The organism is Vibrio natriegens NBRC 15636 = ATCC 14048 = DSM 759 (assembly GCF_035621455.1).
GTDB classification, from domain to species: domain Bacteria; phylum Pseudomonadota; class Gammaproteobacteria; order Enterobacterales; family Vibrionaceae; genus Vibrio; species Vibrio natriegens.
The window spans coordinates 2358954-2380616 of the sequence record NZ_CP141822.1 but is presented as its reverse complement, the minus strand read 5'-3'; the positions used below and the strand labels follow the sequence as shown (position 1 = coordinate 2380616).

The 21663-nt window shown below is 45.0% G+C and carries 25 protein-coding genes; 16 read left to right on the top strand and 9 right to left on the bottom strand.

Annotated features, from left to right (window positions below; all coding sequences use genetic code 11):
• Nucleotide 1 precedes the first annotated feature (1 nt).
• The 9 genes from VER99_RS10800 to dinB all read left to right on the top strand — a co-directional run bounded on the left by VER99_RS10800 (nucleotide 2) and on the right by dinB (nucleotide 7450).
• Nucleotides 2-1246: an NADH:ubiquinone reductase (Na(+)-transporting) subunit B gene (locus tag VER99_RS10800; protein ID WP_014232793.1), complete on the top strand. Its 1245-nt coding sequence runs from the start codon at nucleotides 2-4 to the stop codon at nucleotides 1244-1246.
• Nucleotides 1236-2006 (top strand): Na(+)-translocating NADH-quinone reductase subunit C, encoded by a 771-nt coding sequence (locus tag VER99_RS10795; RefSeq protein ID WP_020335166.1) that lies wholly within the window; start codon nucleotides 1236-1238, stop codon nucleotides 2004-2006. The genes VER99_RS10800 and VER99_RS10795 overlap by 11 nt, the downstream gene beginning before the upstream one ends.
• Nucleotides 2006-2638 carry an NADH:ubiquinone reductase (Na(+)-transporting) subunit D gene (locus tag VER99_RS10790; protein WP_014232791.1) on the top strand — a complete coding sequence of 211 codons (633 nt, stop codon included), beginning with the start codon at nucleotides 2006-2008 and terminating at the stop codon, nucleotides 2636-2638. The genes VER99_RS10795 and VER99_RS10790 overlap by 1 nt, the downstream gene beginning before the upstream one ends.
• A gap of 7 nt (nucleotides 2639-2645) precedes the next feature.
• Entirely contained in the window at nucleotides 2646-3242 is a 597-nt protein-coding gene (gene nqrE / locus VER99_RS10785) for an NADH:ubiquinone reductase (Na(+)-transporting) subunit E (protein WP_014232790.1), read from the top strand.
• 33 nt (nucleotides 3243-3275) lie between these two features.
• On the top strand, nucleotides 3276-4499 hold the full coding sequence (nqrF, locus tag VER99_RS10780; RefSeq protein WP_014232789.1) for an NADH:ubiquinone reductase (Na(+)-transporting) subunit F: 1224 nt from the start codon (nucleotides 3276-3278) through the stop codon (nucleotides 4497-4499).
• A gap of 143 nt (nucleotides 4500-4642) precedes the next feature.
• A complete protein-coding gene (locus VER99_RS10775; protein WP_014232788.1) occupies nucleotides 4643-5647 on the top strand; it encodes an FAD:protein FMN transferase in 1005 nt (334 codons plus the stop codon).
• A gap of 22 nt (nucleotides 5648-5669) precedes the next feature.
• Nucleotides 5670-5903, top strand: coding sequence for a (Na+)-NQR maturation NqrM (gene nqrM / locus VER99_RS10770; protein ID WP_014232787.1), 234 nt, complete (start codon nucleotides 5670-5672; stop codon nucleotides 5901-5903).
• A gap of 116 nt (nucleotides 5904-6019) precedes the next feature.
• Nucleotides 6020-6253 carry a DUF2789 domain-containing protein gene (locus VER99_RS10765; RefSeq protein WP_014232786.1) on the top strand — a complete coding sequence of 78 codons (234 nt, stop codon included), beginning with the start codon at nucleotides 6020-6022 and terminating at the stop codon, nucleotides 6251-6253.
• A 132-nt stretch (nucleotides 6254-6385) separates the two neighbouring features.
• Nucleotides 6386-7450, top strand: a complete 1065-nt coding sequence (gene dinB, locus VER99_RS10760) for a DNA polymerase IV (RefSeq protein ID WP_020335165.1) — start codon at nucleotides 6386-6388, stop codon at nucleotides 7448-7450.
• A 26-nt stretch (nucleotides 7451-7476) separates the two neighbouring features.
• Here the strand turns inward: dinB and VER99_RS10755 are convergent, their stop codons facing one another.
• Nucleotides 7477-9402, bottom strand: coding sequence for a RecQ family ATP-dependent DNA helicase (locus tag VER99_RS10755; RefSeq protein WP_020335164.1), 1926 nt, complete (start codon nucleotides 9400-9402; stop codon nucleotides 7477-7479).
• A gap of 76 nt (nucleotides 9403-9478) precedes the next feature.
• Here VER99_RS10755 and VER99_RS10750 point away from each other — a divergent pair, with 76 nt between their 5' ends.
• From VER99_RS10750 to VER99_RS10740, 3 genes are all read left to right on the top strand, one after another.
• Nucleotides 9479-9958: a GreA/GreB family elongation factor gene (locus tag VER99_RS10750; protein WP_020335163.1), complete on the top strand. Its 480-nt coding sequence runs from the start codon at nucleotides 9479-9481 to the stop codon at nucleotides 9956-9958.
• 61 nt (nucleotides 9959-10019) lie between these two features.
• Nucleotides 10020-10763 carry a YggN family protein gene (locus VER99_RS10745; RefSeq protein WP_020335162.1) on the top strand — a complete coding sequence of 248 codons (744 nt, stop codon included), beginning with the start codon at nucleotides 10020-10022 and terminating at the stop codon, nucleotides 10761-10763.
• A gap of 273 nt (nucleotides 10764-11036) precedes the next feature.
• A complete protein-coding gene (locus VER99_RS10740) occupies nucleotides 11037-12401 on the top strand; it encodes a sodium-dependent transporter (protein WP_020335161.1) in 1365 nt (454 codons plus the stop codon).
• Between the two features lie 81 nt (nucleotides 12402-12482).
• Here VER99_RS10740 and VER99_RS10735 read toward each other — a convergent pair whose 3' ends face one another.
• The 4 genes from VER99_RS10735 to tsaA form a co-directional block, all read right to left on the bottom strand.
• Nucleotides 12483-12674, bottom strand: a complete 192-nt coding sequence (locus tag VER99_RS10735; protein ID WP_005456636.1) for a DUF4250 domain-containing protein — start codon at nucleotides 12672-12674, stop codon at nucleotides 12483-12485.
• Nucleotides 12674-12880: a YaeP family protein gene (locus tag VER99_RS10730; RefSeq protein ID WP_014232780.1), complete on the bottom strand. Its 207-nt coding sequence runs from the start codon at nucleotides 12878-12880 to the stop codon at nucleotides 12674-12676. The genes VER99_RS10735 and VER99_RS10730 overlap by 1 nt, the downstream gene beginning before the upstream one ends.
• Nucleotides 12881-13076: 196 nt before the next feature.
• Entirely contained in the window at nucleotides 13077-14792 is a 1716-nt protein-coding gene (locus VER99_RS10725) for a proline--tRNA ligase (protein WP_020335160.1), read from the bottom strand.
• 111 nt (nucleotides 14793-14903) lie between these two features.
• Nucleotides 14904-15614: a tRNA (N6-threonylcarbamoyladenosine(37)-N6)-methyltransferase TrmO gene (gene tsaA / locus VER99_RS10720; RefSeq protein WP_020335159.1), complete on the bottom strand. Its 711-nt coding sequence runs from the start codon at nucleotides 15612-15614 to the stop codon at nucleotides 14904-14906.
• A 136-nt stretch (nucleotides 15615-15750) separates the two neighbouring features.
• On the opposite strand from tsaA, the gene VER99_RS10715 reads away from it, so the two are divergent.
• The 3 genes from VER99_RS10715 (at nucleotide 15751) to VER99_RS10705 (ending at nucleotide 17957) form a co-directional block, all read left to right on the top strand.
• Nucleotides 15751-16005: a type B 50S ribosomal protein L31 gene (locus VER99_RS10715; RefSeq protein WP_020335158.1), complete on the top strand. Its 255-nt coding sequence runs from the start codon at nucleotides 15751-15753 to the stop codon at nucleotides 16003-16005.
• Nucleotides 16006-16015: 10 nt separating this feature from the next.
• Entirely contained in the window at nucleotides 16016-16141 is a 126-nt protein-coding gene (gene ykgO / locus VER99_RS10710) for a type B 50S ribosomal protein L36 (protein ID WP_005380299.1), read from the top strand.
• A 229-nt stretch (nucleotides 16142-16370) separates the two neighbouring features.
• Nucleotides 16371-17957: an AbgT family transporter gene (locus VER99_RS10705; RefSeq protein WP_014232776.1), complete on the top strand. Its 1587-nt coding sequence runs from the start codon at nucleotides 16371-16373 to the stop codon at nucleotides 17955-17957.
• 70 nt (nucleotides 17958-18027) lie between these two features.
• On the opposite strand, the gene VER99_RS10700 is transcribed toward VER99_RS10705, so the two are convergent.
• Together VER99_RS10700 and VER99_RS10695 are read right to left on the bottom strand one after the other, a co-directional pair.
• On the bottom strand, nucleotides 18028-18471 hold the full coding sequence (locus VER99_RS10700; RefSeq protein ID WP_014232775.1) for a YaiI/YqxD family protein: 444 nt from the start codon (nucleotides 18469-18471) through the stop codon (nucleotides 18028-18030).
• Nucleotides 18468-18761, bottom strand: coding sequence for a hypothetical protein (locus VER99_RS10695; protein ID WP_020335155.1), 294 nt, complete (start codon nucleotides 18759-18761; stop codon nucleotides 18468-18470). Before VER99_RS10695 ends, VER99_RS10700 begins: the two co-directional genes overlap by 4 nt.
• Nucleotides 18762-19806: 1045 nt before the next feature.
• Between VER99_RS10695 and VER99_RS10690 the strand changes: the two genes are divergently transcribed.
• Nucleotides 19807-20292, top strand: coding sequence for a GNAT family N-acetyltransferase (locus VER99_RS10690; protein WP_020335154.1), 486 nt, complete (start codon nucleotides 19807-19809; stop codon nucleotides 20290-20292).
• Here VER99_RS10690 and VER99_RS10685 read toward each other — a convergent pair.
• The gene (locus VER99_RS10685; protein ID WP_014232771.1) at nucleotides 20252-20551 is read right to left on the bottom strand and encodes a DUF3301 domain-containing protein; all 300 of its coding nucleotides are present in this window, start codon (nucleotides 20549-20551) and stop codon (nucleotides 20252-20254) included. The genes VER99_RS10690 and VER99_RS10685 overlap by 41 nt on opposite strands.
• 13 nt (nucleotides 20552-20564) lie before the next feature.
• Nucleotides 20565-21602, bottom strand: a complete 1038-nt coding sequence (locus tag VER99_RS10680; protein ID WP_020335153.1) for a DUF3549 family protein — start codon at nucleotides 21600-21602, stop codon at nucleotides 20565-20567.
• Nucleotides 21603-21663: the final 61 nt, after the last annotated feature.

The following is a 21663-nucleotide window of genomic DNA, read 5'->3' as shown; positions in this document are numbered from 1 at the left end:
CATGTCTCTTAAAAAATTTATTGAAGACATCGAGCATCACTTTGAGCCTGGTGGTAAACATGAGAAGTGGTTTGCCCTTTATGAAGCAGCAGCAACGCTGTTTTATACTCCGGGTCTTGTAACAAAGAGAAGCTCACACGTTCGTGATAGCGTTGACCTAAAACGTATCATGATCATGGTTTGGTTCGCGGTATTCCCAGCAATGTTCTGGGGTATGTACAACGCGGGTGGCCAAGCTATCGCAGCACTGACTCACATGCACGCTGGTGACCAACTAGCGACAGTAGTAGCAGGCAACTGGCATTACTGGCTAACCGAAATGTTTGGTGGAACCATCTCCGCTGATGCAGGGGTTGGCAGTAAGATGCTACTAGGTGCGACTTACTTCCTACCAATCTACGCAACAGTGTTTATTGTTGGTGGTTTCTGGGAAGTTCTGTTCTGTATGGTGCGTAAGCACGAAGTTAACGAAGGTTTCTTTGTAACTTCTATCCTGTTCGCACTTATCGTTCCGCCAACACTTCCTCTATGGCAAGCTGCACTAGGTATTACCTTCGGTGTTGTTGTTGCGAAAGAGATCTTCGGTGGTACAGGTCGTAACTTCCTAAACCCTGCACTAGCAGGCCGTGCATTCCTATTCTTCGCTTACCCTGCGCAAATCTCGGGTGACGTAGTGTGGACTGCTGCTGACGGTTTCTCTGGTGCGACTGCTCTTAGCCAATGGGCTCAAGGTGGTAACGGTGCTCTAGTAAACACAGTTTCTGGTGCTCCTATCACTTGGATGGATGCTTTCATCGGTAACATCCCTGGCTCAATTGGTGAAGTATCGACTCTTGCTCTGATGATCGGTGCAGCGATGATCGTGTACATGCGAATCGCTTCATGGCGCATTATTGCGGGTGTAATGATCGGTATGATCGCGACAGCAACGCTGTTCAACGTTATCGGTTCTGATACTAACCCTATGTTCAACATGCCATGGCACTGGCACCTAGTTCTAGGTGGTTTTGCATTCGGTATGTTCTTTATGGCGACAGACCCTGTATCTGCTTCATTTACCAACAAAGGTAAATGGTGGTACGGCGCTCTAATCGGTGTAATGTGTGTTCTTATCCGTGTAGTTAACCCAGCGTACCCAGAAGGTATGATGCTGGCGATTCTATTCGCGAACCTGTTTGCACCTCTGTTCGACCACTTAGTTATTGAGAAGAACATCAAGCGGAGACAAGCACGCTATGGCAAGTAATAACGACAGCATTAAAAAGACGCTGGGTGTTGTTGTCGGGTTGAGCCTTGTTTGTTCAATCATCGTATCAACAGCAGCAGTAGGTCTACGCGATAAGCAAAAAGCTAACGCTGTACTAGATAAGCAATCTAAGATCGTTGAAGTTGCGGGCATTGATGCTTCAGGTAAAAAAGTACCTGAGCTATTTGCACAATACATTGAACCACGTCTGGTTGACTTTAATACTGGTGACTTTGTAGAAGGTAACGCTGCAACTTACGATCAGCGTAAAGCTGCAAAAGATCCTGCTGAGTCTATCAAGCTATCTGCTGAAGATGACAAAGCGAAGATCATTCGTCGTGCTAATACAGGTGTTGTATACCTAGTGAAAGACGGCGACGCAGTATCTAAAGTTATCATTCCGGTTCACGGTAATGGTCTTTGGTCTATGATGTACGCATTTGTTGCTGTTGAAACAGATGGCAACACAGTATCTGGTATCACTTACTACGAGCAGGGTGAAACTCCTGGACTTGGTGGTGAAGTTGAGAACCCAAGCTGGCGCGCACAATTCGTAGGCAAGAAACTGTTTGACGAAAACCACAAACCAGCTATCAAGGTTGTTAAAGGTGGTGCGCCAGCAGGTTCTGAGCACGGTGTTGACGGCCTGTCAGGTGCGACACTAACTAGTAACGGTGTTCAACACACATTTGACTTCTGGTTAGGTGACATGGGCTTTGGTCCATTCCTAGCAAAAGTTCGTGACGGAGGTCTGAACTAATGTCTAGTGCACAAAATGTTAAAAAGAGCATTCTAGCGCCAGTATTGGACAACAACCCAATCGCGCTACAGGTTCTTGGTGTATGTTCTGCTCTGGCAGTAACAACTAAACTAGAAACTGCGTTTGTTATGACGCTGGCAGTAACGTTTGTAACTGCTTTGTCTAACTTCTCGGTATCTCTAATCCGTAACCACATTCCTAACAGCGTACGTATCATCGTTCAGATGGCTATCATCGCATCGCTAGTAATCGTGGTAGACCAGGTGCTTAAAGCTTACCTTTACGATATCTCTAAACAGCTATCAGTATTCGTAGGTCTTATCATCACGAACTGTATCGTAATGGGTCGTGCTGAAGCATTCGCAATGAAATCTGCGCCAATCCCATCTCTTATCGATGGTATCGGTAACGGTCTTGGTTACGGTTTCGTTCTTATCACTGTTGGTTTCTTCCGTGAGCTATTCGGCTCGGGCAAACTATTTGGTATGGAAATCCTACCTCTAGTGAGCAACGGTGGTTGGTATCAGCCAAACGGCCTGATGCTTCTAGCGCCATCAGCATTCTTCCTAATCGGCTTCCTAATCTGGGCAATCCGTATTCTGAAACCAGAACAAGTAGAAGCGAAGGAGTAAGGACGTCATGGAACATTACATTAGTCTGTTAGTTAAATCGATTTTCATCGAAAACATGGCTTTGTCTTTCTTCTTAGGTATGTGTACGTTTCTTGCGGTATCTAAGAAAGTTAAGACCTCTTTTGGTCTAGGTGTTGCGGTTGTAGTAGTACTTACTATCGCTGTTCCAGTAAACAACCTTGTTTACAACCTAGTATTGAGAGAAAACGCTTTAGTTGAAGGTGTCGATCTTAGCTTCCTAAACTTCATCACCTTTATCGGTGTAATCGCTGCACTTGTACAGATCCTAGAAATGGTTCTAGACCGTTTCTTCCCACCTCTGTACAACGCGCTAGGCATCTTCCTACCGTTGATCACAGTAAACTGTGCGATCTTCGGTGGTGTATCTTTCATGGTACAACGTGACTACAACTTTGCTGAATCTGTTGTTTACGGTTTCGGTTCTGGTGTGGGCTGGATGCTAGCAATCGTTGCTCTTGCAGGTATCCGTGAGAAGATGAAGTACTCTGACGTACCTCCTGGTCTACGTGGTCTCGGTATCACGTTCATCACTGTAGGTCTAATGGCGTTAGGCTTTATGTCTTTCTCTGGTGTTCAACTGTAAGTCGGGTAAACCGCAACAATTAAGGAATAGTCAATGGACATTATTCTTGGTGTAGTGATGTTTACTCTGATCGTACTTGCTCTAGTACTAGTGATTCTTTTCGCTAAGTCTAAGCTTGTACCAACAGGTGACATTACAATTTCTGTGAACGACGACCCTAATCTGGCGATCGTTACACAACCAGGCGGTAAACTACTAGGCGCTCTTGCTGGCGCTGGTGTTTTCGTTTCTTCTGCCTGTGGTGGCGGTGGCTCATGTGGTCAGTGTCGCGTAAAAATTAAATCTGGTGGTGGTGATATCCTTCCTACCGAGCTTGACCACATTACTAAAGGTGAAGCACGTGAAGGTGAGCGTCTAGCATGTCAAGTTGCAATGAAAACAGACATGGACATCGAACTTCCAGAAGAAATCTTCGGCGTTAAGAAGTGGGAATGTACAGTTATCTCTAACGATAACAAAGCGACATTCATCAAAGAGCTTAAGCTACAAATTCCAGATGGCGAATCAGTACCTTTCCGTGCTGGTGGTTACATCCAGATTGAAGCGCCTGCTCACCACGTGAAATACGCTGACTTCGACGTACCAGATGAGTACCGTGAAGATTGGGACAAATTTAACCTGTTCCGCTACGAGTCTAAAGTAAACGAAGAGACAATCCGCGCTTACTCAATGGCTAACTACCCAGAAGAAGAAGGCATTATTATGCTAAACGTGCGTATCGCTACGCCGCCGCCTAATAATCCTGACGTACCACCTGGTATCATGTCTTCATACATTTGGTCTCTTAAAGCAGGTGACAAGTGTACGATTTCTGGTCCATTTGGTGAGTTCTTCGCGAAAGACACTGATGCTGAAATGGTATTCATTGGTGGTGGTGCTGGTATGGCTCCGATGCGTTCGCACATCTTTGACCAACTTAAGCGTCTGAACTCTACGCGTAAGATGTCTTTCTGGTACGGTGCACGTTCTAAGCGTGAAATGTTCTACGTAGAAGATTTCGACGGCCTACAAGCAGAAAACGACAACTTCGTATGGCACTGTGCTCTATCAGATCCAATGCCAGAAGATAACTGGGATGGCTACACTGGTTTCATCCACAACGTACTGTACGAAAACTACCTGAAGGATCACGAAGCTCCTGAAGATTGTGAATACTACATGTGTGGTCCACCGATGATGAACGCGGCTGTTATCGGCATGCTGAAAGATCTTGGTGTAGAAGATGAAAACATCCTTCTAGATGACTTCGGTGGTTAATCCATCTAAGTAATTGAAATTTTTGGCTGACTCTTACGGGTCAGCCATTGTTTTTTCTGAATATTAATTGATATAGAAAATCGGTTTATATCGACACAACTTATTCTCTATATCCATTTCAATTTTCCATAGGAGTTAAACAAGTGAAAAAGTGGCTTGTTGCTTTTGCTTCTCTTTTAGTTCTTGCAGGTTGTGAACAGCCGGCAGAGCAAGTACATCTAACTGGCCCTACAATGGGGACGACTTACAACATTAAATACATTGCTGCGGAAGGTATTCCAGCTGCGGCTGAACTACAAAAAGAAGTCGACCGTTTACTCGAAGAAGTGAACGATCAAATGTCGACTTACCGTAAAGATTCAGAGCTAAGTCGTTTCAACCAGTACACCGAATCTGATGCATTTGAAGTATCACCTCAAACCGCGACCGTTGTAAAAGAAGCGATTCGATTGAACAAACTAACGATGGGTGCACTGGATGTGACCGTAGGGCCTCTGGTTAACTTATGGGGCTTTGGCCCGGAAGCTCGCCCTGAAGTCGTGCCAAGTGATGAAGAACTAGCGGCGCGTCGCGCAATGACAGGTATCGAACACCTAGAAGTTGCAGGTAACACACTGAAGAAAGACATTCCAAACCTATACGTAGACTTGTCTACCATCGCGAAAGGGTGGGGCGTTGACGTTGTGGCAGATTACATCCAATCTCAAGGCATCATGAACTACATGGTGGAAGTCGGTGGTGAGATGCGCGTGAAAGGTATTAACCGTGAAGGTGTATCTTGGCGTATAGCGATTGAGAAGCCGTCTGTTGAAGAGCGAGCTATCCAAGAGATCATCGAGCCGGGTGAGATGGCTATTGCGACTTCTGGCGATTACCGTAACTATTTTGAGCGTGATGGTATTCGTTACTCACACATCATTAATCCAGAAACAGGGAAACCGATCAACCACAAAGTGGTCTCAGTAACGGTACTGGACAAATCGTCGATGACTGCAGACGGTCTAGCGACTGGCCTGATGGTGATGGGCGAAGTAAAAGGGATGCAAGTAGCACAAGAAAACAATATTCCGGTGCTAATGATTGTTAAGACCGAAGATGGCTTTAAAGAGCTGGCATCTGATGCCTACAAGCCATACGTAAGCCAATAATTACATAAGTGAGCATGTCTTTATGAGTACATTTCTAATTACATTTGCCGTGTTTGTCGCTGTGATTGCGGCAATGTCGATCGGCTATATCATCCAGAAAAAAGTCGTAAAAGGTAGCTGCGGCGGCCTTGGTGCTGTAGGCATTGAAAAAGTATGTAACTGTCCGGAGCCTTGTGACGCTCGTAAAAAGCGCGAAGCTCGTGAAGCTGCCCGCGCAGAGAAGCTGGCGGCTTGGGAAAAAGACCGAATCGCATAACTCTGTAAAGAGTAATTATCAGACATTAATAACCCAGCTTTATGCTGGGTTATTTTTTATCGTCTGCCTGACAGGGTATATACTCTTGGTTAGTGATCCTGTTTGAGGAGGTAGATATGGAAATGCATCAACACGGAATGACCGAATTGTTTGAGCAGCTCGGTTTAGGTAGTTCACCAAGGGAAATTAAAGACTTTGTGAATAACCATCGACATAAACGTGATTCTGCGCCGATATATGAAGCGAGCTTTTGGACACGCTCACAGTCAGCTTTCTTGAAGCAGGCTATTGAGCAAGATGCGGATTGGGCAGAGTTGGTCGATCAACTGGACGTTATGTTGCGGGACTAACAGATGCAATAACCGCTCAGTCAATGGTTTATCTAACGTGATGGGCTTGGTGGTTAGTAAACCAGTTAAACTTTCATTTTCATCGGCCATGAATTTATCTATACTGGTTTTTTAAACAGTGTAATATGGGTTATGTCAGAGCGAATCAAAAAAATCATTCATGTCGATATGGATTGTTTTTATGCCGCCGTGGAGATGAGAGATAACCCAAACTACCGAGACATCGCACTCGCTGTTGGTGGTCATGAGAAGCAGCGTGGGGTTATCAGTACCTGTAATTATGAAGCGCGTAAGTATGGCGTGCGCAGTGCGATGCCGACTGCTCGGGCGTTACAGTTGTGTCCCAATCTGGTTGTTGTGTCGGGACGCATGCATGTTTACAAGCAGGTTTCTCAGCAAATTAGAGCGATTTTTGAACGTTATACCCCTATTATTGAACCCTTATCTTTAGATGAAGCCTATTTGGACGTGACTGATGCCACAGCATGTCACGGTTCCGCGACACTTATCGCTGAAGCCATTCGAAAAGATATCTGGAATGAGCTTGGTTTGACGGCTTCTGCAGGGGTCGCACCAATCAAGTTTCTCGCCAAAGTCGCGTCAGATATGAACAAGCCCAACGGTCAGTTTGTGATTCCTCCAGACAAAGTTCAGCAAGTCGTGGACAAATTACCATTGGAGAAAATTCCGGGTGTGGGCAAAGTCAGCTTGGAAAAACTGCATCAAGCGGGTTTCTACCTTTGTGAAGACATTAAAAACAGTGATTACCGAGAGTTGCTGCGTCAGTTTGGCCGCCAAGGTGCGTCATTATGGAAACGGAGTCAGGGAATTGATGACAGAGAAGTGGTCGTTGAACGAGAGAGAAAGTCTGTCGGTGTAGAGCGTACGTTTAGCCAGAATATCTCCACTTACGACGAATGTTGGCAGGTAATAGAAAGTAAACTTTATCCCGAGCTTGAGAAACGATTAGAGCGCGCTAGCCCTGACAAGTCGATCATCAAGCAAGGTATAAAAGTGAAGTTCGCCGATTTTCAGCTCACGACTATTGAGCACATCCATCCACAGCTTGAGTTAAATGACTTCAAAACACTGCTTAAAGATATTCTCAAGCGCCAGCAGGGACGAGAAATCCGCCTTTTAGGCTTGAGTGTGATGCTCAAGCCGGAAACACAAGCTCGCCAGCTCAGCTTCTTCTAAGCGCTTTTTTTTAACAACGGTTTCCTTTAAGCACGGGCTTCATTCACGAGCTCGATGACTTTATCGAAGGATACATTGGCCATCGCGCCATATCCGGATTTTTTTGTCGCTTTAAGTTGGCTGATAAGCGGTGTGCTAATCCCACATAGGAACCGGGCAACTGCCCCATTGCTGATGGTGGTCGGAGACAATTGTACAAACTCCTTCACCCAGGATACGACCTGTTCATTTTCTGGTGGTTCATTTGACTGAGCCGGAAACACCGCGACTTGACCACGGCAAACAGAGCAATGACCGCACTCTGTTGGCGCGTTGTGATCAGCAAAGTAGTGTGCCAGTTGATAGCTTAAGCACTCTGACGATTGAAATAAGCCCAACATCGTATGAATACGCTCGATATCTTTGCGCTCTTTAGATTGGAACAGGTCGTAAAGATGTTGTTCCAGCGTCTCTGAGCTTTGTTGAGTCGGAAGAACCGCGTACACATCGGTTAACTGTTTGCTCTCCAGTTCAATCCATCCGTTTTGATGAAAGTAATCCAGTGCCGCGACCACACGGCTTCGCTCTGATTGATAGTGCATCCAGAGTGCGTCTAAATCTACCTGACACCATACTTTGGCTTTTGTTGAGCAAGTGAAAATGGCTTCTACAAACTGGCGTCGTTCCCCTTGAAACTGATTAAGAATAAATTGCTGATCTTGGAGAAACTTGAAGCGATATTCAGCAAAGTAGCTGTATTTGGCCTCGATAACTTTTTCTAACTCCAGATACACCAAGAGTGTTTTTAGCGGTAACTGGCGTATATTGCTGTCGCGAGACAGGCGCAGTGGCACGACTTCCCACTGAGGAGTATGTTCGCGCGCTTGCTCTAATACATAGCTGATGGAGGTACGTTCTGGGGTGTCACCATAGACAAAGTTCTCCAGTACCGTCAGACCAGATGTATTACCAAGTAAAATACATTCAGAGCGTTGACCATCACGTCCGGCTCGACCAATTTCCTGTGCGTAGTTCTCAATTGATTTCGGCAGGTCGAAGTGAATCACACGGCGAATATCCGATTTGTCCACGCCCATACCAAAGGCAATCGTTGCGACAATACAGTCGATTTGGCTATCCATAAACTGCTGCTGAATTTTTTCCCGGACGTCACTCTTCATTCCAGCATGATAAGCATGGGCGTTAATGCCGATGTGAATTAGCGATTTTGCCACCTGCTCAGCTGTTTGTTGTTGAGTCACATAGACAATGGTTGGCAAGGTAGGCTGGGCTGCCACGATAGTATTTAGCTGAGTCTGCTTTTCTGATTCCTGGCATGGCACCACTGAAATATCTAAGTTGGGACGATAGAAGCCCGTAACGGTAATATGTTCACTGGCGATATTGAATTTCTGCTGCATATCGTCAATAACGGCGGGTGTTGCTGTAGCGGTAAGAAGCAAGGATTGGGAAATGTTCAGCTCACGCTGATATTGCGGCAATTTCAGGTAATCAGGGCGAAAGTTATGCCCCCATTCGGAAATACAGTGTGCTTCGTCTACCACCATTAATGATATTGGGATCTGACGGATAAACTCACGAAAGCGTTCATTCTTGAGACGCTCTACTGAAATCATCAGAATTTTTATCTGGCCGTTTTTCACGCCGGCCATGACTTTCTGAGACTCTTCCCGACTTTGGCTACTATCAATGGATGCTGCCGCAATGCCTCTACTTTGTAAAAAGCTAAGTTGGTCTTTCATTAGGGCAAGTAGGGGAGAGATCACCAAAGTAAGGTTTGGCAGCTGAGTTGCGGGTAGCTGATAGCAGAGTGATTTACCGGAACCTGTCGGAAAGATTGCCGCTGCTGAGTTACCATTCATCACGGCTTCAATGACAGGTTGTTGGCCTGAGCGTAATGAGTCAAAACCAAACACAGATTGAAGTGTTTGCTGCAACGGAATACTTTGCATAATAGGTAAACCTTCCTTTGATGATAAACTAGGGCACAATACCATAATCTTTGTGCTAAAAGTGCGTCTTAAAAGTATGAACAAAGCAGAGTTAGTCCAAATAATCATTCAAAAGCTGGAAGAAAAACTTCAGGTTGCACACGCTTCTACTCAGAGAGCTATTGATGCCGCGACGGATGAAGAAACGGTACCAGAACACAAGTACGACACTTTGGCGTTAGAGGCTTCCTATCTTGCTCATGGTCAGGCAATGCGAGTTCAGGATAGTGAAGAAGAATTGCGCCAGTACCGTTCGCTAGTGGTTAAAGACTTTACAGATGCACCGATTGGTGTCGGAGCTGTCGTCTTACTGGAAGACGATGACTTGACTGAAAAGTGCTTTTTCATCGGCCCTTGCTCTGGTGGGTTAACCGTTGAGTGGCAAGGTAAACAAGTTTTTGTCTTAACGGCGAAGTCCCCGCTAGGTCGAGCACTCATGGGGAAAGAAGAGGGTGATGATGTCAATGTTAAAATTGCCGATAAAACAACTGGTTATGATGTGGTGACGGTTTTCTGACATCAGATATATAACCCAGTGTTATGTTTAACAGTAGTAAAGTTGGATAAAAGAGAAAGACATGAAGAAACTGCTTACATTTTCATTGCTGGTAGTGAGTGCTTCTGGCTACACAGCACAGTGTCGTGTGGACATCAATAATGAAGTTCGCCTGGATGGACAGAGTTTGGAAATTCATCAGACTACTGGTGATAGTGCAGTTGTCGATGAAGATAACAACCTGTTTATTAAAGGGGAGCAAGTCGAACTTGATTCTGACCAGAAAGCCGCGCTTGAAGGTTATCGAGAGAAAATGAACGCTTACATCCCTCAGGCTAAACAATTGGCGAGTGATGGTTTAGAGCTGGCGAATGCCATCATCGATGATGTCGCGGCGAGTCTGGATGCACCTGACGCTTTTGACAATGTAAAAGCATCGGTCAAAACATTTTTTGAAGACGTAGAATCGCGCTACTACAAAGACGGTGACTTTATTTTGCCTGCTGAAAGTTTTGAATCGATGACTCAAAGCTGGACGGACGATTTTGCTAAAGCTCAGGAAATTTTCAACAAAGAGTTTTTGGCAAGTGCGTTTGAAGCGTTGTCGAAAAAGATGCAAGAAGAAGACGGGCTTAATCTGACGGCGCTGTCTGAAAGTATGACGGAGTTGAGTGCAAAAGTTGAACAACGTATTAATGAGCACTCGCAAGGTATAGAGCAGAAAGCGGAAGAGTTGTGTGACTCACTCGATGATATGGCCGCTCAGGAGGATAACGTCCTGAAGAAAATCCCAGAACTGAAAGATTACCGAGTCTTTACGATTTAGCCTCTGAACATAACCAAAGAGAGCGCCATTGTGCGCTCTCTTGCTATATGGGCATTTAAACCATCACGACGTTTTATTGAGCGTTCTGCTAGGTAATCTCTGATCATCAAATGCCTCACTACGACAAACTTTGGGATGTACGTAATATTTTACAAACTGAATTTCTGCTGATCGTTCTTGTTGTCGAGTATTTAACCTGCTTGCTCTTGCTGATTAGTTGATATTTCTATAATGTACTAGCTAACTAGTTCATTGATGTATTGTGTGAGTGGTATGACACAACAAAATTCTTCTCAGCCTCGTGAGCATTTTGGCTCTCGTCTCGGATTCATTTTAGCTGCAGCAGGTGCGGCCGTGGGTCTGGGCAATATTTGGGGCTTTCCAACGCAGGCTGCCAGCAATGGTGGTGGTGCATTCTTGTTAGTTTACTTGGTGATGATTCTAATCGTCGCTTTCCCGATGCTTGTGGTTGAAATGGCGATTGGTCGTCATGGTCAGGCAAACCCAGTCGATAGCATGCGTGCGTTGACCCATAATCCTGTGGCTAAGAAATTTGGTGGTCTAGTCGGTTGGATCGGTCTGAGTGTACCAAGCGCGGTATTAGCGTTTTACTCCATTGTTGGCGGTTGGTTGATCTGCTTTTTACTTGGTGCGATCACTGACATCATGGGCTTGGCAGAAGTGACCGCTTGGTTTAAAGGATTCAGTGTAGAGCGCAACCTGTTCGGTACGATTACTTTTTATGTTCTCACCGTTTTGATCGTACAGGGTGGCGTTAAAGAAGGTATCGAAAAATGGTCAACGCGTTTGATGCCTGCACTGTTTGTGCTGTTTGGCTTGCTGTTTGTGTACATCATGACACAAAACGGTGCAATGGAAGGCCTTAAGCATTACCTGGTACCGGACTTTGAAAAAGTTTGGGACAGAAAGCTTATCTTGGCTGCAATGGGGCAGGGTTTCTTCTCACTGACCATTGGTGGCTGTTCGATGCTGATTTACGGTTCTTACTTAAGCAAAAAAGAGAACCTGCCTAAAATGGCGATGAACGTGACTCTAGTAGATACCGCCGTAGCATTTATTGCTGGTCTGGTCGTTATGCCTGCGATGTTCGTAGCGATGCAGAAAGGTGTTCAGATTTACGCGGATGATGGCTCGTTGCTTAGCTCGGATACCTTGGTATTTACGGTATTACCATTGATGTTTGATAGCCTGGGCCTCCTTGGCCAGTTGTTCTCAATCGTGTTCTTCTTATTGCTGACAATTGCTGCGCTGACATCATCTATTTCTATGCTTGAGTGTCCGGTAGCGCTGGTCAGTGAACGCTTTAATACCAAACGCAGCGGAACCAGCTGGGTTCTTGGTGGCTTGATTGCTCTATTCAGTGTCGTAATTGTTTATAACTTCGGTGCAATGTTCGGCTTGGTGGCTACTGTGGCGACTCAGTATTTACAACCAACGGCGGCGTTACTGTTCTGTCTTTTTGGTGGCTGGGTATGGAGCCGTAACTCGAAGATTAAAGAGCTTGAGCAAGGCTTCCCAGAGTTTACTCTAGGCTGGTTTGGTAAAGTATGGCCAGCTTATGTGAAGTTTGTTTGTCCGGTGCTTGTGGCTACCGTTATCTGGGCTTCATTCGGATAATCGACTGATTCAGAGATAAAAGAAAAGGGCTTGATGATTGTTCATCAAGCCCTTTTTGTATTCTTTCGGTTAGCTAACGTATTAACGGAACTGACCAGCTTCCGGAAGGAAATCAAAACCTGCAGTTGCCAGCTTTGCTTCCAGCGCTGCACGGTCAATATCAAAGAAAGCCACTAGCTTATCCAAATCGCCGCCAAAGTCATCACGTAGCTTCATGTTGACGATGCTCATCAGCATCACAGGATCCATAGACTCAAAATTCGCTAGATTCATTACTTATCCTCAAAATCAGAAATCAGTAAGTTTGCCGCGGCAAATGCTGCAGCTTCACGAGTTTCTTGCGGTAATGACTCGTTTGCAGCAACGTCATTCAACGCTTTTACTGCACAAGAAATTGCTTGTGGCACATAAGCTTGATCGCCACTGCCGATTTGAGCGTAAAGCTCACGAACTAGTTCACAACAGCCGTATACTTGCATTTCATAATCCTTAAAAGTGATAACTGGTCTCAAATATACACATAGCCGATTTGAAACTCAAAGTAGAGACTTGTCTTGCCTCAATTAGTTGTTCGCATTGAGCATGGATTAATCAAAGGTGGTTCATGGTGGGCTATAGGTATAAAAAAGGGCTGACCGAAGCCAACCCTTTCTAACAACAAGATTTGTTTAGAACTTATTGTAGTTGAGCTTTAATGTGCTCAACAATATCAGCCATTGCTACGGCTGTTTTCTCACCACTACGACGATTCTTGTACTCGAAGTTGCCTTCTTTCATTGAACGATCGCCAATGATGATCGTGTGCGGTACGCCTAGTAGCTCCATATCAGAGAACATTACGCCCGGACGCTCTTTACGGTCATCAAACAGTACTTCTACACCCATAGCGGTCAGTTCTGCGTACAGCTTCTCAGCAGCTTCTTTCACTTCTTCTGACTTGTGCATGTTCATTGGTACGATTGCTACCTGGAACGGCGCAAGCGCGTCTGGCCAGATGATACCGTACTTATCGTGGTTCTGTTCAATAGCAGCAGCAACTACGCGAGTAACACCAATGCCGTAACAGCCCATCTCCAGAATAACGTTCTTACCATCTGGACCAAGCACGCCACAGTTCATCTTCTCAGAGTAGTTCTTGCCTAGCTGGAAGATGTGGCCAACTTCGATACCACGTTTAAGCTGTAGAGTACCTTTACCACATGGGCTTGGGTCGCCTTCAACCACGTTACGTAGATCTTCAACTTGGCCAAGCTCAACGTCACGACCCCAGTTAATACCGAAGTAGTGTTTATCGTCGATGTTAGCACCGCCAGCGAAGTCACTCATTACCGCGACGCTGCGATCAACGATGAATGGCAGTTTAAGGCCAACCGGACCAAGTGAACCTGGACCTGCGCCAACAAGAGCACGAATCTCTTCTTCTGTTGCCATTTCTAATGGAGCAGCAACTTGTGGAAGGTTTTCTGCTTTTACCTCGTTAAGTTCGTGGTCACCACGTACGAGTAGGGCAATGATCGGTGCATCAACTTCATCAGACGCTTTAACGAATAGTGTCTTGATGGTTTTTTCGATCGCAAGACCGTGTTGTTCTACCAGCTGTGCGATGGTTTTCGCATTTGGTGTGTCTACCAGTGTCATTTCTTGAGTTGGCGCTGGCGCTGAGTCCGCAGGTGCCAAAGCTTCTGCTTTTTCAAGGTTCGCTGCGTAGTCTGACTCAGTAGAGAAGGCGATTAGGTCTTCACCACTTTCAGCCAGTACGTGGAACTCTTGAGAGCCGCTACCACCAATTGCCCCGCTATCTGCAAGTACAGGACGGTAATCCAGACCCATACGGTCAAAGGCTTTACAGTAAGCATCGTGCATTGCGTCGTATGACTTTTGCAGACCTTCTTTGTCGATGTCGAAGCTGTAGGCATCCATCATAGAAAATTCACGAGAACGCATTACGCCAAAGCGTGGACGTCGTTCGTCACGGAATTTAGTTTGGATTTGGTACAGGTTCAAAGGAAGCTGCTTGTATGAGCTTACTTCGTTACGTACCAAGCTGGTGATCACTTCTTCAGCGGTCGGGCTAAGAACAAACGGACGTTCATGGCGGTCAGTAAAGCGAAGCAGTTCAGGACCCATTTTCTCGCTGCGGCCTGTCTCTTCCCAAAGTTCAAACGGCTGAACAACGGGCATCAAAGTTTCGATTGCACCTGCATTGTCGATTTCTTGACGAACGATGTTTTCGACTTTACGCATTACACGTAGACCAGTAGGTAGCCAGGTGTATAGACCTGAAGCCAGCTTACGGATCATACCTGCACGTAGCATGAGCTGGTGGCTCACTACTTCTGCGTCGTTTGGAGTCTCCTTCAGAGTAGAAAGAAGATAATTACTGGTACGCATTAAATTTATCCGTTTATTTAAGTTAATTACTCATGTCAGTGCTGACGAGAGTATGGAAGTCCCACAATGGGAAATTTGTTAGCCGCCTATAATATCAGCCAATTGGCTTTGTCAAAAGCTTTCGATCGCGGTAACCGTTATTAAGTTGTCCTTAACCGTAAACTTGACGTTTAAATCGAACAAATTTACCGCATATTCTTTGCTGTCTGGCTTGTTTTTCTTGTACGCCGGACGAGGATCCTGTGCTAAGACTTGTTCGATCACTGACAGTACATTATCGGTATTGGATTGCTTTTTCACCATTGCTAACGCTTGTGATGAGAGAGCTTGCGAAGAAAAAGTAACAGGCAACTTTTCTGGTTCTTCTCCCGCATAACCGCCTTGTGCATCGGGAATTGAATCCGAGTAGGGGATATAGGGCTTAATGTCGATAATCGGTGTGCCATCAACTAAATCAACACTGCCTAGCTCCAGGTAGATTTGGTCACCCTGCTTGATCACGCCTTTTACTTCCACGGCTGACATACCGATGCCATTTGGTCGAAAAGTCGATCGAGAAGCAAACACGCCCACTCTTTCGTTACCGCCCAAACGTGGTGGTCTGACTGTCGGTTTCCAGCCAGCCTCTAAATTTTGATCGAAGAGAAACAGCAACCACACATGAGAAAACTGCTCTAATCCTCTGACCGCTTCTGGGCTATTTGCTTCGCCTAATAGTTTTACTCTTGCTTTTGCCGCGGGAACCAATCTCGGCTGGCGAGGAACCGCGAATTTTTCTTTATATGGAGTTTCAATGATGCCAATTGGCTCAATGGAATACATAGTGGACATCTTTAAGTATCTTCACGCAAAAACTATTAATGCAGAAAGTACCACAAATTTCTCTTGCATTTCTTTATGAGAATAGTTATTAATTAAAATGTTATAACATAACATTAAATCTCAAAAGGAAAACACGATGAAACCAGGTATCCACCCTGAATATCGCCCAGTGGTCTTCCACGACACCAGCGTAGATAAATATTTTGTTGTTGGCTCAACCCTTAAAACTGACCGAACCATCGAATGGGAAGACGGTAAAACGTACCCGTACATGACTTTGGATGTGTCGTCAGCATCTCATCCGTATTACACGGGCAAACAGCGTGTGGTTCAGGCTGAAGGACGTATTGCTAACTTCAATCGTCGTTTTGGGCAATTTACTAAAGAATAAGGAGAAAAACATGAAAGTGGTTAAATCATTAAAGAGTGCGAAAAGCCGTCATCCAGATTGCCAAATAGTGAAACGAAGAGGGCGTCTATACGTTATTTGCAAAACGAACCCTAGATTCAAGGCCGTACAGAAGTAGCAATATATTATCTCGGTTGATTATGGTTTTGTTTAATTGATAGTGTTGAGTTATCTGTTTTATATGGATGAAATATCTGCATTTTTAATATTAAGTGGTTAAATGTTTGTCTATTAGTTACACTTTGTAACGTTTTTGACTTTGAATTGACTCTTTACTCAAGTACCCTTCGCTCGCTTTTTGACAACTTTGTCACATTTGCATAGGAATAAAAACAAGGAGGGAACAGATGAGTTCATCTGCTTCAATTAAACAAAACACGCCTAAAAAGCCGCTGTTTACGCGCTTTTTGGATACTGTCGAATATTTGGGGAACCTTTTACCCCACCCGATTACACTATTTGCCATTTTCTGTTTAGCCATTTTGGTGATGTCGGGCATAGCTGGTTACTTCGAAGTTTCAGTTATGGACCCTCGTCCAGAGGGTGCAAGTGGTCGTTCCGCAGACGGTATGATTCACGTTGTCAGCTTACTTAACGCTGATGGTCTACAACTTATCGTTACTAACCTAGTGAAAAACTTTGTTGGTTTCGCACCGTTAGGTACAGTACTTGTAGCAATGCTTGGCGTTGCAATTGCAGAATACTCAGGCCTACTTTCAGCAGCGATGCGTGGTCTTGTAATGGGCGCTTCTCAGCGCATGGTTACAGTAACGGTCGTTTTTGCTGGTATCATTTCTAACACAGCATCAGAGCTTGGCTACGTGGTACTGATTCCACTGGCTGCAATGCTTTTCCACTCATTAGGTCGTCATCCTCTTGCTGGTCTTGCTGCTGCCTTTGCTGGTGTATCTGGTGGTTACTCTGCAAACCTACTTATCGGTACGGTAGATCCACTGCTTTCAGGTATCACTGAAACTGCAGCTCAAATGATCGATCCAAACTACACAGTAGGCCCAGAAGTAAACTGGTACTTCATGTTTGTCTCTACTTTCTTTATTGCAGGCATGGGTGCATTTGTTACTGAGAAAATCGTTGAGCCAAAACTTGGCAAATACAACGAAGAAGAAGCCTCAGAAGATCTGTCTAAAGACAAAATGGGTGGCCTGACAGACCTAGAAAAGAAAGGTCTAAAACTGGCAGGTATCGCAATTCTGGCAGTATCAGCACTATTGGCTTGGACAATCGTTCCAGAAGACGGCGTTCTACGCTCTGACGCAGGTACTATTGCTGGTTCACCATTCCTGAAAAGTATCGTTGCTTTCATCTTTGTATTCTTTGCTATCCCTGGCTTTGTATACGGTAAAGTTGTAGGCACGATGAAAACTGACCGCGATGTTATCGATGCGATGTCTAAATCTATGTCTTCTATGGGCATGTACATCGTACTGGTATTCTTTGCAGCGCAGTTTGTTGCTTTCTTTAAATGGACGAACTTTGGTCAGGTATTCGCAGTTGCGGGTGCAGACTTCCTGCAAAGCATCGGTCTGACTGGTCCAATGTTGTTCTTCGCATTCATTCTAATGTGTGGCTTCATCAACCTGATGATCGGTTCTGCATCGGCACAGTGGGCTGTAACAGCGCCAATCTTCGTACCAATGCTTATGCTAGTGGGTTACGCACCTGAAACTATTCAGGCTGCTTACCGTATCGGTGACTCGACAACCAACATCATTACACCAATGATGAGTTACTTTGGTTTGATTCTAGCGGTTGCAACTCGCTACATGAAGAATCTAGGTATTGGTACGTTAATCGCGACCATGCTACCTTACTCAATCTGCTTTATCGTAGGTTGGAGTGTGCTGTTCTACCTATGGGTATTCGTATTTGGTCTACCAGTAGGTCCAGGCGCGGCAACTTACTACACGCCGTAATAAAAAGCACCTCACACAGCTCCAAAAAAGCCTGCGAACTTCGCAGGCTTTCTTCGTTTTGGACGTTTGGTTAACGCTTGGCGAGAATTCTATCTAAGTGATTGGCAAATTCTCGGCGTTCAGTTTGTGACAGTGAAGCAGGACCACCGGTTTGGATACCACTAGAACGCATGGTGTCCATAAAATCACGAATGTTGAGGCGTGCTTTAATGGTGTCTTTGGTGTAAAGCTCTCCACGAGAACTCAATGCCAGTGCACCCTTGGTTATCACTTCATCGGCGAGTGGGATATCGGAGGTGATCACCAAATCATTGGCTTCCACTCGTCTCACAATTTCGTTGTCGGCAATATCAAAGCCTGCCGGTACTTGAAGCGAATGAATATTTGCTCTTTTCGGAACCGGAACAATGTGGTTAGCGACAAAAGTGCATTCAACACCAGTGCGTTCTGCTGCGCGAACAATGGTCTCTCGAATGACCTTTGGGCAAGCATCTGCGTCTACCCAAAGCTTCATGATTTTTTCTCGCTCAGTTTTTTTTCTAGCTCTTCAATACGTGCCGTCAATTGGGCGATTGTATTTTCAAGCATAGCCAGACGGTCTTGTTCCGATGTTTTTTGTGCGACGATTTCAATTTTTGGAACACGATTAGCACTCTTCCAGCTCTTAAGCGCAGTGATGAGTGCAGGCATAGGGACTGGCGTTTTCATTCGTGCTTTAACTAGAGCCACACTCGGTTCTTTGCCCTCTTGTTGGAGCTGTTCCATTACCGTTTCCAGTTCTTTAGTGACGTCTTGGGTTAACATTTTCAATCCTTAACAACGATATTGTTATCATCATACGTCGAGCGGCTACATTTAGCGAATGGCAATTTGGATCGCATCTTGTGAGAGATCTCTTACAAGCGGTGTGAGAGAAAACGATTTCTTTAGCAGATAAACAGAAAGACCTTGTTGTAATGCATTGATATATTTGATTTTAACTTTTATTTAACAATTAAATTCTGAAAAAATGTTAGTGGGCATGATTGTGATTGCAAAAGAAAAGAGTAAATTAAACCTTGTCAGCAGGATGCAGACACGGAACAGGAAAGCACCACGGATTGGTTGTCGTCAGGAAGACGATTTGGTCACTTGGGATGAGTGAACAAGCACGGAGCACTGGACATTGTACGGACACAATCATCAATAGGATGTTGATGACTAAGGATAGACAATGGACCCCTCATAGGATTGAGGTAGGACAGCATCAGGACGATGCAACGGACACCGCTCAAGGAACAAGTGAAGTGCGCTAACGGGGAATGTTGGCTATCAGGATTGATAAGGACACCGCTAGGACGGCGACGAAGGACAGAACTGATGGATTCAGTCACTATTATGGATGATGCATGGAGCATTATTTAGTAGCCGGACTGCTGCGAGTAAGATCATGACCCCGATACTTTTGTGTCGGGGTTTTTCTTATTTAAAGTAAATGCTTTAAATCTGGTCAGTATGACGTCATTGGTGAGAAGAGGCGATTAATTGCGCTCGAATGGCTGATACAACCAAAAATAAGGAAGTCGTTAAGAACTGACAACATTGTCAGACGATTCCTACATGGCATTTAGTGACTTTAATAAAATTATTATCATAAGATAAGAACAATATAATAATAAATTGCAATTCAACATGTTGTTAATTAAGCAATTATCGAATAGTGCCCATTCCAATCAGTTGGTTTACTTTTGGCTTTTCTACAAAGTTTTATGCCCCGCAGGTGATGAATCGTATCTTTAGAATACGCGATATGCGGGTATTTTTGGTTTGTTGTAATCAAGGAAATGATGTGGCCATAGTGACCAGAAGAATGCTTCTTCTACCCTACGATGAGTCGTTACAACTCGAGTTTGTAATGCTTAACTGCTGCGCAAAAAACCGCGCCGAAATGAACGGTCCGCATACTGTAGCGTCTGCTAAACAGCTATTTGAAAAAATACTGGATGATAGAAATATTTATAGTCTGGCTGTACTCGAAAGTTCCAGCCGTGATTATATGGGGCATATCTTTATTTCTCAGCTCGACTCTGAGCCAGAGCTAGGATTTATCTTTGATAAAGCTTACTGGGGGAAAGGGTTAGCGACAGAAGCGCTGAAGGCTTTCTTCCCGAAAGCTTGTCGAGAGTTAGGCCTGCACAAAGTGACCGCAAATGTTAATAGTGGCCATCACGCTTCATTGGCTGTTTTGGAAAAACTTGGTTTTGTTGTCACCCGTGAGAGTAAGGACTTATACGGTCCTTACTTTGAAATGACCTTTACAAGCGATGAGGCGGTAGGTGAAAGCTCTGCGGCCTGAAACCAACCATAGTCAATTCCCCTTGGTAGCAGTCATCGCCAAGGGATGAAAACTCAAATTGATATACAGTATGCCAACGCCAGAGTCCATCTGGCGTTTTTAGTTTATGCGCACCAAAAGCGATGCTCACCAATTGGAGATCCAACTGGTCACATTTCCGTGTTATTGCTGCTTTTGCCAGTTCAGATTGACGGCGCTGTTGCCAAAATAGAAAACAGAAAAAGCACAGTCCCAATATTGCCAGTAGATCTCCTATCATCCCTAATCCTTTATTAACCCTTTGTCGCTTGCTGTAAATTGACGAGCGCACGCGCCAACTCTTCGGATGGACTGGAATGCAGCAATGGCAGGAATACCATTCTCAGTTCTGGCAGCATAACTAAATCAGCAAACAGTTGATTAAACAGGGTTTGATTGCCAGTTTGAGCAAGACGCAGTAAGAATTGTTCTGCGATTTCTGCGTCGGCTAGTAGATGCCAAGTACGGCCTGCAATGCCAATCAGTACTTCTTGGTGGCTGAGACGAGGGCTTTGCAGAATCGCTTTTAATACAGGAAGAGCGATGTTTGTAGGTGCTCCCGCTAATGCTCGAATTAGTGCAGACAGCAAGAATAGATCGGGTTCGTTACTCTCTATCTCTTTGTGTGCTTTTTCAGCGATACGCTCTGCAAGACGCTCTTGAAGGTCTACGTGTTCTAGTGCCCCTAACAGTGCATACAAAGGCTCGTTTGGTAGATGGTGAATGGCTTTGCGCAGGGTTACGGCATTTTGTTCTTTGCCTAAGCGAGCAGCCATGTCGGTAATACCTTGCAGGCCGACAGTTTGCCAGTTTTCCCAGCCAAGACCACCAGAGAAATAGTGCTGTGTATGTTCGTAATACTGGCTGGTGGGCAGATCCAAACTAGAGCGAATTAAGCTATGGAATACCGCCATTTTGTCTTCAGAAGGTTTAAAGGTATATGGGTTATTGGACAGCTTTTGTTGCTGCTCTTCAGAAATATCGTCACTCAGACGCGTCCCCATGGCTTCAACCACGTATTTTATGAAGTTACCAATATCAGACTGCTTCAATAGGCCGCGTTCATCGAGCTCGAACTTAAGAAACCAAATCCAAGGTTGCTTTTGCTCATTCCAGTAAGCGATGGCCAGATGTGCTTTGCGCTGCATCGGGAAAGGGTACGGGCACTGTCCTTTTTCCACATCGGCAAAGACTTGTGGCTCAATGGCCTTGATGCGACGACCAAGGTCGAAGATTTGATAATCACAGTTGCTGTTGTGCAGCAATTGAGTGAGGGTCTGAATGTTTTCCATTAAATACGACGTCCTAACGTTCTTTTCACAAGAGATGGTATCATTCTCGGCTAATTCAAGG